This window comes from Acidocella sp., from assembly GCF_028687955.1.
Lineage (GTDB): Bacteria > Pseudomonadota > Alphaproteobacteria > Acetobacterales > Acetobacteraceae > Acidocella.
On sequence record NZ_JAQTZC010000068.1, the window covers coordinates 2,517 to 12,964 of the forward strand.

The following is a 10,448-nucleotide window of genomic DNA, read 5'->3' on the forward strand; positions in this document are numbered from 1 at the left end:
GCGAAAGCTGGCATGCGCCTACCGCCCGAACGCCGCCGAAATCTGCTCCAGCACGCTCGCATCCTCGATCGTCCCCGGCACGCTCACCGCCTCGCCATTGGCGATCTTGCGGATCGTCGCCCGCAAAATCTTGCCCGAGCGCGTTTTCGGCAACCGCTGCACCACCATCACATCACGAAACGCCGCCACCGGGCCGATTTTCTCGCGCACCAGCGCGATCAGCTCTTTCTCGATCACCGCAGCCTCCCGCTCCGCCCCCGCCTTCAATACCACCAGCCCGTAGGGGATCTCCCCCTTCAGCGCATCCGCCTTGGCGATCACCGCGCATTCCGCGACATCCCTGTGCATCGCCAGCACCTCCTCCATCGCCCCGGTGGAGAGCCGGTGCCCGGCGACGTTGATGATATCATCCGTCCGCCCCATTACCCACACATCGCCATCCGCATCCACCATCCCGGCATCCCCGGTCTTGTACCAGCCCGGAAACGCGGTGAGGTACGCCGCCCTGTACCCATCGTCATTTTGCCACAGCGTCGGCCCGCAGCCCGGCGGCATCGGCAGGCGGATGCATAAATTCCCCGTGCTCCCCGCCGACGCCGGCTCGCCGTTCTCATCCAGCGGCGCAATCTCATACCCCGGCGATGGCCGCCCGCCCGAACCCGGCTTGAACGGCGTCAGCCCCAGACCCAAAAACCGCGCCGTAATCGGCCAGCCGGTCTCCGTCTGCCAATAATTATCAATCACCGGCTTGCCCAGCAGCGCCTCGATCCACATCGCCGTCGGCGGGTCGCACCGCTCCCCCGCCAGAAACAGCGCCCGCATCCCCGAGAGGTCATATTTGGGAATGAACGTCCCCTCCGGGTCCTGCTGCTTGATCGCCCGCAGCGCCGTCGGCGCGGTGAACAGCACCTTCGCCTTATGCTGCGCGGCCACCCGCCAGAACGCCCCGGCATCCGGCGTCCCGGTCGGCTTGCCCTCGTACATGATGGTGGTCGCGCCAGCCAGCAGCGGCGCATACACCAGATACGAATGCCCCACGGCCCAGCCCACATCCGCCGCCGCCCAGATCACCTCGCCCGGCCCCACGTCAAAAATGATTTTCATGCTCTGCGCCAGCGCCACCGCATGCCCGCCATTGTCGCGCACCACGCCCTTCGGCCGCCCGGTCGTGCCTGAGGTGTAGAGGATATACAGCGGATGCGCCCCCTCCACACTCACCGGCCCATGCGGCACCGCGGCCCGCTCGGCCTCCGCGAAATCAAAATCCCGCCCCGCCACCAGCTCCGCCCGGCCCGCCGCGCGCTGAAATATCAAACACGCCGACGGCTTATGCGCCGAGAGCGCCAGCGCCGCGTCCAGCATCGGCTTGTAAGCCACAACCCGCCCCGGCTCCAACCCGCAGGAGGCCGCGATCACCACTTTCGGCGCCGCATCGGTGATGCGCGCGGCCAGCTCCGGCGCCGCGAACCCGCCAAACACCATGGAGTGGATCGCCCCCAGCCGCGCACAGGCGAGCATGGCAAACACCGCCTCGGGCACCATGGGCATATACACAACAACCCGGTCACCCTTAGTCACGCCGAGTGCGGCCAGCGCCCCGGCGATTTTCTCAACCCGCCCCAGCGCCTGCGCGTAGGTAATGTGTTCAACCCGCCCCTCCATGGGCGAATCCCATATCAGCGCGGTATTCGCGCCGCGCCCGGCCGCTACATGGCGATCCAGGCAATTATACGATGTATTCAGCCAGGCATCGGGGAACCACGTGCCATAAGGCCCTCTCGCGCCATCAAATATCCGCTCCGGCGCCTTGTCCCAGTCAATCAGCTCGGCCGCCTGCGCCCAATAAGCCTCCGGCGCCTGCTGCCATTTTGCATAAAGGCTGGGATAATCGCTCATTTTTTCTTCTTTCTTGAAAATCAGGTACAGAAATCTCAGGAACGCGCCCCAACCGGCAACACGGTCCGGCCATGCGCCTCGTTGATGATTTCGGCAGCACCCAAGTAGAATGCCAGGAGCGCGGTGATCAGCCCGCCATAACCGCCCAGCGTGGTCAGCTCCGCATTGCCGGTGATCGGCCCCATCCCGAGCAGGAAAAATGTCGGCCACAGCGCCAGGAAGATCAGGAACAGCGCGCGGTTGAGCGCGAACGTGCCAATCCACATCGCAAAGGTGAACGCGCCCCACACAATCAGATACCAGCCAACAGCCGCCCCCGGCACGCCATCGCCAAAGAATTTCGCGAACAGCGCGAAGCTCCACCAGAACGCGCCATAAGAGCAGAACGCCACAAAACCGAACGTATTGCCGTTGGCCATTTCCATCAACCCGGCAAAAAACTGCGCCGTGCCGCCATAGGCAAATGCCATGGCCAGCACGAGGGGAACGGACGTTCCGGGCAAGAACCCGGCGTTGACCAGGCTGAGCAGCCAGGTGGTGAGCGCAAATCCAAACAATCCGAGTGGTGCGGGGTTGGCAAGTTTCATTGTGTGTCTCTCCGGTGGTTTTTATCGGTCAGGCACTTCGCGGCGGCGCCACCTCGTTGAGCCACGCTGCGCCGCAGTTTAAATTTATTACAGATTTTCAGAATTCCGCAAAACCATACCCCCGCTGTCCCATCTTGCAACAGAATCTTTGACAAAACCACCGGCGCCGCCGCGCCCCCTCAGCCGCGAAGCCGCGCGGACGGGCAAGGCCAATCCCCTTGGACCCGCCGATTACACGAACAAGCTTGCCCCTAAGCCCCCGTTCCAAGGCTCAGGCGCCGGCAACGGCGGGCTCGCTCAGCAAAATCGTCTGCAACGCCGCCACCAAATCATCCATCATGGCATCGGTATGCTTGGGCCCCGGCGTAAAGCGCAACCGCTCCGTCCCCCGCGCCACGGTGGGGTAGTTAATCGGCGTCGCATACATGCCGAACTCGCGGATCAACCGCATCGAAACCATCGTCGCCTTCCCCGCATCGCCGATCATCAGCGGCACGATATGGCTGGAACTCGCCATCACCGGCAGCCCCGCCGCGCGGAACTTCGCCTTCAGCGTCGCCGCCCGGTCGAACAACAAGGCCCGGCGCGCGGAATCCGCCTTCAGCGTCCGCACCGACGCCAACGCCGCCGCAACCGTGGGCGGCGGCAGCGCGGTGGTGAAAATAAACCCCGCCGCCACCGAGCGGATATAATCCAGCACCTTGAAATCGCCGGTCACATACCCGCCGTGGCAGCCAAACCCCTTGGCCAGCGTACCCTCGATAATCGTAATCCGGTGCGCCACCCCGTCGCGCTCCGAAACCCCGCCGCCATGCGCGCCATACAGGCCCACCGCATGCACCTCGTCGAGATACGTCAGCGCGTTATACTTGTCCGCCAGATCGCATATCTCCTTCAGCGGCGCGATATCGCCATCCATCGAATACACGCTCTCGAACGCGATCAGCTTGGGCGCATCTGCCGGCGCCGCCGCCAGCAACCGCTCCAGATCCGTCATGTCGTTATGCTTGAATACATGCACGCTGGCCTTACGCCCGTCCTTTATCCCCACAATCATCGAATTATGGTTCTGCGCATCGGAGAACACATGCCAGTCCGGCAGCGCGTTCAGCATCGCGCCCAGCGTCGCCTGGTTCGAGACATAGCCCGAGGTGAACAGCAGCGCCGCATCCTTGCCGTGCAAATCCGCGAGTTCTTCCTCCAACGCCACATGCAGCGGCGAAGAGCCTGCGATGTTGCGCGTCCCCCCCGCACCGGCGCCCATCCGCCTTGCGGCATCGATGGAAGCCTCGATCACCACCGGATCCGTCCCCATGGCCAGATAATCATTGGACGACCACACGAGAATATCGCGCGTCCGCCCCTCCATGGTCACTGAATAATAAGGAAACCTGTCCGCCAGCTTCTCCAGTGCCACAAAGCGCCGGTAGCGCCCCTGAGATGAAATCTCGTTGAGCGCTTCATCACATTTGACAAGAAACTTATGCATGACCAGCCATTACCTGAAATCCGCGCGCAGAAAAGACCCTAAGCCTCGCCCGAGTCAATGACACGCCCGCAACCCAGCTGCCGCCAAATTCTCACCCCGCCCCTAGGGGGGCGGCAAAAAGCGGCGGCTTAGACGCCGCCCGCCACATAGGTCCGCAGCGTCTCCACCTCGTATTTCTGGTGATCGATCCGCGCCTTCACCACATCGCCGATGCTCACCAGCCCAATCAGCCTGCCATCCTCCAGCACGGGCAAATGCCGGAACCGCCCGTTGGTCATCAGCTCCATCGCCTCCTCCACCGTGGTCGCCCGCGAGGCGGTAGCCGGATTGGGTGTCATCAAATCCGCCGCGGTCAAATACAGTGTGGCAGCGGCGCGCACCGAGAGGCTGCGCACAACATCGCGCTCGCTCAATATGCCAACCAGATCATCCTGCGGCCCCACCACCAGCACCGCGCCAATATGCTTCTCCGCCAGCACGGCAATCACAGCACTAACCCGCATTTCCTGCGGTACAGCAATATATCCGGCCGGCTTATTGGCTAAAATAGCCTGTAAAATCATAGCGTCACCTCCTATTTCCCGGGCAGTATTTCCGGGCAGTATGAGAGCATCCGCCCCCCTGAGCAAACCCTATTTCACTTTACCAGCGGCCCGTATAACGCCGGCCGGCGGTCCGCCAGCAACGGGTCCGCCCGCCGCACGGCGGCATGGTGCTCCGGCGCCACCTCCGCCAGCAACATCTCCTCACCCGTGCCCGCCAGCGCCAGCACCTTGCCATCCGGCCCGCAAATGCTGGAAAGCCCGATATAGCTCAGCCCGTCATCCTGCCCGCTATGGTTGGCATAGGCTATATACACCTGGTTCTCATAGGCGCGCGCCGGAATTACATGCCGCGCCACCTGGTCATACGGCTCCATTGAGGCCGTGGGCACCAGTATGATATCCGCCCCCGCCAGCGCCAGCCGCCGCGCCGGCTCAGGGAACTCGATGTCATAGCAGATCAGCAGGCCAACCGTGTACCCGCCCAGCCTGGCCACCGGAAACTGCGCGCCCACCTCCTCGAACATCGCCCGGTCCAGCTCACCGAACAGATGCGTCTTGCGGTAATTGAGCAAAATCTCCCCGTCCGGGCCAATCAACACAACCGCATTCGCCACCCGCTCGCCCACCAGCTCCGGGTAGCCGAACGCCAGGGCAATGCCCTGCTCCTTCGCAAACCGCCGCGCCGGCGCCAGCCCCGCCGCCGTCAGCGCACACCGGCGCGCATTCTCCGGCCCTATATTGTAGCCCGAGAGATACATCTCCGGCAGCAGCAGCACATCCGCGCCCCGCGCCTTGGCCTCCGCCGCCTTGCGTTGCATAAGCGTAAACGCGGCTTGCGGGTCATTAACAGCGCCAGGACCTTGATAGAGGGCAATTTTGAGCGCAATTTTCATGCCGCCAATTTAAGCCGTTTCCGCCAATCCTGGAACCATTGTTTTCACGTGTCCCCAGCTTGACGTTGCGGACCAAAACCCTCATGTAACGGCTCAGGCCATTCGCGCCGCCGCGGCTGTATTCAGCCTGCAAACATCCCTGCCGCCCCTTTTGCGCCAGCATCCGCTTGGCGCGCACTCCCGATCGGACCACCCATGCATCTAGCCGAACTCAAGGCCAAATCGCCCACGGACCTGCTTTCCCTCGCGGAGGAGCTGGAAGTCGAGAACGCCTCCTCCCTGCGCAAGCAGGACATGATGTTCGCCATCCTCAAGGCCTTCGCTGATAATGACCAGGTCATCCGCGGCGATGGCACGCTTGAAATCCTCCCCGATGGTTTCGGCTTCCTGCGCAACCCGGAGGCCAATTACCTCCCCGGCCCGGAAGACATCTACGTCTCCCCCGCCCAGGTCCGCCGCTTCTCCTTGCGCACCGGCGACACTGTGGACGGCGAAATCAAGGCCCCCAAGGAGGGGGAGCGCTACTTCGCCCTCACCAAGGTTGACAAAATCAACTTTGAATCGCCCGACGCGGTCAAACACCGCATCAATTTTGATAATCTCACCCCGCTCTACCCCACCTCACGCCTGAAAATGGAGGTCGAGCTCACCGAGCCCACCGCCAAAGGCTCGGTGAAGGACAACACCTCCCGCGTCATCGACCTCATCGCCCCCATCGGCAAAGGCCAACGCGCCCTCGTGGTCGCCCCGCCGCGCACCGGCAAAACCGTGATGCTGCAAAACATCGCGGCGGCCATCTCAGCCAACCACCCAGAAGTCTTCCTCATCGTCCTGCTCATCGATGAACGCCCCGAGGAGGTCACCGACATGTCGCGCTCCGTGAAGGGCGAGGTCGTCGCCTCCACCTTTGATGAACCCGCCACCCGCCACGTCCAGGTCACCGAAATGGTGCTGGAAAAAGCCAAGCGCCTGGTCGAACATAAGCGCGATGTCGTCATTTTGCTGGACAGCATCACCCGCCTCGCCCGCGCCTACAACACCGTCGTCCCCTCCTCGGGCAAGGTGCTCACCGGCGGCGTGGACGCAAACGCCCTACAGCGCCCCAAGCGCTTCTTCGGCGCCGCGCGCAACATCGAGGAAGGCGGTTCGCTGACCATCATCGCCACCGCGCTGATCGACACCGGCTCGCGCATGGACGAAGTCATCTTCGAAGAGTTCAAAGGCACCGGCAACTCCGAAATCATCCTGGACCGCAAACTCTCCGACAAGCGCACCTTCCCCGCCATTGACATCACCAAGTCCGGCACCCGCAAGGAAGAGCTGCTGGTCGAGAAGGCCACTTTGTCCAAAATGTGGGTGCTGCGCCGCATCCTCAGCCAGATGGGCACCACCGACGCGATGGAATTCCTCCTCGACAAGCTGAAATACTCCAAAACCAACGCCGATTTCTTCGAGGCGATGAACACCTGAACCACCGTCCCTGACGCAGGTCTCAAGCCAGGGGCCTCACCTCCCCTGGTCCTGCACGGTCCTGCGCGGCCCTGCGCCGTGCCGGACCGGCCCTGCGCTTCACCTCCCCGCGCCCCTCCTGTTCCAAAGCCGCCACGGCGCCAAAAAGCGCCATCCCGCGCGCCAGCAACCGCTCCCTTGTCACGCGCGGCACCTGCCGGGCAGAGAGTGCGCGTGGATAATCCATCTCCACAATCCCGGGCCGCTCCTCACGCTCGGTCCAGTTGTCAAACTGCTCACGGTGCACATTGTCCACAAAGCTCTCCGCCGGCGTATTCTCCGCCAGCAGCAGCGCATGCGCAGCCAGTTCCACATGGTAATACCGGAACACCTCAGGCACGGCATATTCCCGCACCACCGAAATCCCGTTCACCAGCGCCCCCGCCTGCACCAATATCCCGTCCACGAACAACGCATGCGCGGGCGATACCAGCAGATCGCGCCGCGGCACGCCCTTGCCCAGCGCCCCGGCCTTTATCCGTATGGGAAGCACCCGCAGCGGATCGCCAAGCCCGCGCGCCATGCTCTGCACCCCCAGCCACACAACCCCGGCCACCCCGCCGCCGCTCAAGCACACCTTGCTGCCCGCCCGCAGGCTCTCCACCGCAACATTGCCGCGCGGCGTGCGAATCCTCGTCCCCTCGGTGAAACACACCGGCGAAATCACCACCTCCCCAGCCGCCATTGTATTATAGCCAGGCGTCATCACCTGCGCGCTGGCATTGGAGGCAACAAACGAACCACCCCCGCCGCCGCCGTAATAGCTTCCGCCGCCGCCGCCCGAATATCCGCCGCCGCCACCGCCCGCTGTCCACCCGCCGCCGCCGCCGCCGCCAAACCCGCCGTTGCCGCCGCTGCCAGCCAATCCCAACCCCCCGGTGCCCGGCAACACAATGCCGCCATTGCCGCCGCTGCCGCCGTCACCGCCGCCGCGCCCCAGCGCCGATATGCCATTGGTGCCGCTTCCGCTCACCCCGCCGCCGCCGCCGCCATTGGCACCAAGAATCGTATCAGTGCCACCAGAGCCACCCTGCCCGCCAACGCCGCCAATCCCCACGCCCTGGTTGGTCTCCGCGACCAGACCATATGTATTTGCCGTATTTTGCAGGCCATTCGCCCCGGCATTGGTTATCACCCCGCCGCCGCCGCCATCGGCCGCGGCAAACCCGCCGCCGCCGCCGCCACCCGCCGCTTCCAGCAGCGTCCCGGTCGTCAAATCAAAAACAAAACTGCCTCCTCCTCCGCCGCCACCACCACCGCCGGCGCCGGCCGCTCCCGCGCCGCCCACCACAATCTCCAGCATCGTCCCGGCCGTCAGCATGAACGTCCCGCTCACCAGCGCACCATCCCCGCCAAGCCCGCCGCCGCCCGCACCACCCATCCCGCCATCGGCGGTAATCACATAACTCCCGGCAGTGCTGAGGGTGACAGTCTCAACCACGCCAGTATAATTTTCTATGATACCGCTCATAAAGCTCCCCAAACCACGAAACAACTACAAGTTGAGTTGATTAAGTTTTATTCACGACAAGCGTGTACACGCCCACCCTCCCGATTTCAATTTCAAAGTTAACAAACTGTAAATTTCCATTCATCACCCGCCGCCGCGCGCAAACTTGCCTTTGCCCGCAAACAGGTGAATTTATACCCCCTGCGCTCCACCAGTTAGGACATTAAAATGCCGGCATACCGCTCCCGCACCACCACCCACGGCCGCAACATGGCCGGCGCGCGCAGCCTCTGGCGCGCCACCGGCATGCAGGACGGCGACTTCGGCAAACCCATCATCGCCATCGCCAATTCCTTCACCCAATTCGTCCCCGGCCATGTCCACCTGAAAGACCTCGGCCAGATGGTCGCCCGCGAGATCGAATCCGTTGGCGGCGTCGCCAAGGAATTCAACACCATCGCGGTGGATGACGGCATCGCCATGGGCCATTCCGGGATGCTCTACAGCCTGCCCTCGCGTGAGCTGATCGCTGATTCCGTCGAATACATGGTCAACGCCCATTGCGCTGACGCCCTGATCTGCATCTCCAACTGCGACAAAATCACCCCCGGCATGCTCATGGCCGCGATGCGCCTCAACATCCCCACCGTCTTCGTCTCCGGCGGCCCGATGGAAGCTGGCAAATACATCCACGGCGGCAAGACCGAGCGCGCCGACCTCATCACCGCCATGGTCGCCGCGGCTGACCCTTCAGTCTCCGACGCCGAGACAGCCTCCGTCGAGCGCTCCGCCTGCCCCACCTGCGGCTCCTGCTCGGGCATGTTCACCGCCAATTCCATGAACTGCCTCACCGAGGCGCTGGGCCTCTCGCTCCCCGGCAACGGCAGCCTGCTCGCCACCCATGCTGACCGCCGCGAGCTGTTCCTCGAAGCCGGGCGCACCATCGTCAAACTCGCCAAACGCTGGTACGAGCAGGACGACGCCAGCGTCCTGCCCCGCTCCATCGCCAGCTTCGAGGCGTTCCAGAACGCCATGTCGCTCGATATCGCCATGGGCGGCTCCACCAACACGGTGCTCCACCTGCTCGCCGCCGCGCATGAGGGCGAAATCCCCTTCACCATGGAAGACATTGACCATCTCTCCCGGCGCGTCCCCAATCTCTGCAAGGTCGCGCCCTCAAAATCCGATGTCCATATGGAAGACGTCCACCGCGCCGGCGGCATCTTCGCCATCCTGGGCGAACTCAGCCGCGCCGGGCTGCTCCACACCAGCCTGCCCACCGTCCACACCCCCACCATGGGCGAGGCCATCGCCAAATGGGACATCTCAGGCCCCGCTTCGGATGCCGCCCGCAGCCTCTACCTCGCCGCCCCCGGCGGCGTGCGCACCACCCAGGCCTTCAGCCAGAACCGCCGCTATGAGTCCTTGGACCTCGACCGCGCCAAAGGCGTCATCCGCGACATCGCCCACGCCTTCAGCCCCGATGGCGGCCTCGCCGTCCTCGCCGGCAACATCGCGCTGGACGGCGCCATCGTCAAAACCGCGGGGGTTGACCCCTCGGCACTGGTCTTCACCGGCCCCGCCCGCATTTTTGAGAGCCAGGACGACGCGGTCTCCGCCATCCTCGGCAACCGCATCGTCGCGGGGGATGTGGTGGTCATCCGTTATGAAGGCCCCAAAGGCGGCCCCGGCATGCAGGAGATGCTCTACCCCACCAGCTACCTCAAATCCAAAGGCCTGGGCAAAGTCTGCGCCTTGGTGACTGACGGCCGCTTCTCCGGCGGCACCGCTGGGCTCTCCATCGGCCACGCCTCACCTGAAGCCGCCGAAGGCGGCGACATCGGCCTGTTGGAAGAGGGCGACATCATCGAAATCGACATCCCCAACCGCATCCTGCGCGCTGCCCTGCCGGATGAAACCCTGGCCGCCCGCCGCCTCGCCATGGAAGCCCGCGGCGCGGAAGCCTGGAAGCCCAACCGCACCCGCGTGGTCTCGCAGGCTTTGCAAGCCTACGCCGCCCTCACCACCAGCGCGGCGCGCGGCGCCGTGCGCGATATCACGCAGCTAACCCGCCGGTAA

Annotated in this window: 8 protein-coding genes; 2 read left to right on the forward strand and 6 right to left on the reverse strand. The window is 64.1% G+C overall.

Annotation, left to right across the window (positions count from 1 at the left end; genetic code table 11):
- Nucleotides 1-18: 18 nt before the first annotated feature.
- From PHE40_RS09160 to PHE40_RS09180, 5 genes are all read right to left on the reverse strand, one after another.
- Nucleotides 19-1,896 (reverse strand): AMP-binding protein, encoded by a 1,878-nt coding sequence (locus PHE40_RS09160; RefSeq protein ID WP_299961034.1) that lies wholly within the window; start codon nt 1,894-1,896, stop codon nt 19-21.
- Nucleotides 1,897-1,931: 35 nt separating this feature from the next.
- Nucleotides 1,932-2,483 (reverse strand): acetate uptake transporter, encoded by a 552-nt coding sequence (locus PHE40_RS09165; RefSeq protein ID WP_299961036.1) that lies wholly within the window; start codon nt 2,481-2,483, stop codon nt 1,932-1,934.
- 271 nt (nt 2,484-2,754) lie between these two features.
- Nucleotides 2,755-3,972, reverse strand: coding sequence for a 5-aminolevulinate synthase (gene hemA, locus PHE40_RS09170; RefSeq protein WP_299961037.1), 1,218 nt, complete (start codon nt 3,970-3,972; stop codon nt 2,755-2,757).
- Nucleotides 3,973-4,100: 128 nt separating this feature from the next.
- The gene (locus tag PHE40_RS09175; RefSeq protein WP_299961039.1) at nt 4,101-4,535 is read right to left on the reverse strand and encodes a CBS domain-containing protein; all 435 of its coding nucleotides are present in this window, start codon (nt 4,533-4,535) and stop codon (nt 4,101-4,103) included.
- A gap of 74 nt (nt 4,536-4,609) precedes the next feature.
- Nucleotides 4,610-5,410, reverse strand: coding sequence for a carbon-nitrogen hydrolase family protein (locus PHE40_RS09180; protein WP_299961041.1), 801 nt, complete (start codon nt 5,408-5,410; stop codon nt 4,610-4,612).
- Nucleotides 5,411-5,605: 195 nt separating this feature from the next.
- Between PHE40_RS09180 and rho the strand changes: the two genes are divergently transcribed.
- On the forward strand, nt 5,606-6,880 hold the full coding sequence (gene rho / locus PHE40_RS09185; RefSeq protein ID WP_299961043.1) for a transcription termination factor Rho: 1,275 nt from the start codon (nt 5,606-5,608) through the stop codon (nt 6,878-6,880).
- A 22-nt stretch (nt 6,881-6,902) separates the two neighbouring features.
- Here the strand turns inward: rho and PHE40_RS09190 are convergent, their stop codons facing one another.
- Nucleotides 6,903-8,390 carry a Hint domain-containing protein gene (locus PHE40_RS09190; protein ID WP_299961044.1) on the reverse strand — a complete coding sequence of 496 codons (1,488 nt, stop codon included), beginning with the start codon at nt 8,388-8,390 and terminating at the stop codon, nt 6,903-6,905.
- Between the two features lie 207 nt (nt 8,391-8,597).
- Between PHE40_RS09190 and ilvD the strand changes: the two genes are divergently transcribed.
- Nucleotides 8,598-10,448 (forward strand): dihydroxy-acid dehydratase, encoded by a 1,851-nt coding sequence (gene ilvD / locus PHE40_RS09195; RefSeq protein WP_299961046.1) that lies wholly within the window; start codon nt 8,598-8,600, stop codon nt 10,446-10,448.